This is a genomic window from Streptomyces sp. NRRL F-2664, assembly GCF_000719345.1.
Classification (GTDB): Bacteria; Actinomycetota; Actinomycetes; order Streptomycetales; family Streptomycetaceae; genus Streptomyces.
In genome coordinates this window covers 1-254 of sequence record NZ_JOFX01000557.1, presented here as the reverse complement: position 1 = coordinate 254, position 254 = coordinate 1, and the positions used below count along the sequence as shown (strand labels likewise).

General features: G+C 70.1%; 1 protein-coding gene. It reads right to left on the bottom strand.

Annotation, left to right across the window (positions count from 1 at the left end; all coding sequences use genetic code 11):
• Positions 1-254, bottom strand: a 254-nt coding sequence (locus IF89_RS0136960; protein WP_030778339.1) for an FG-GAP repeat domain-containing protein, incomplete at both ends; no start/stop codon positions are given.

The window sequence follows — 254 nt, the reverse complement described above, 5'->3', positions numbered from 1 at the left end:
GCTGCGGCGGTCTGGGTGAAGTTCCAACCGGCGGAGAGGTGGGCTGCGGCGCCGAAGGTGCCGTCGCCCCGGCCCGCCCAGATCTTGAGGTTGCCGTCGCCGTCGCGGGCGATCAGGTCGGTCTTGCCGTTGCCGTCGAAGTCGGCGGCGGCCGTCTGCGTGAAGTTCCACCCGCCGGTGACCTGCACGGCGGCGTTGAAAGTGCCGTTCCCACGACCGAGCCACATCTTGAGGTTGGCGTCGGCGTCCTTGGC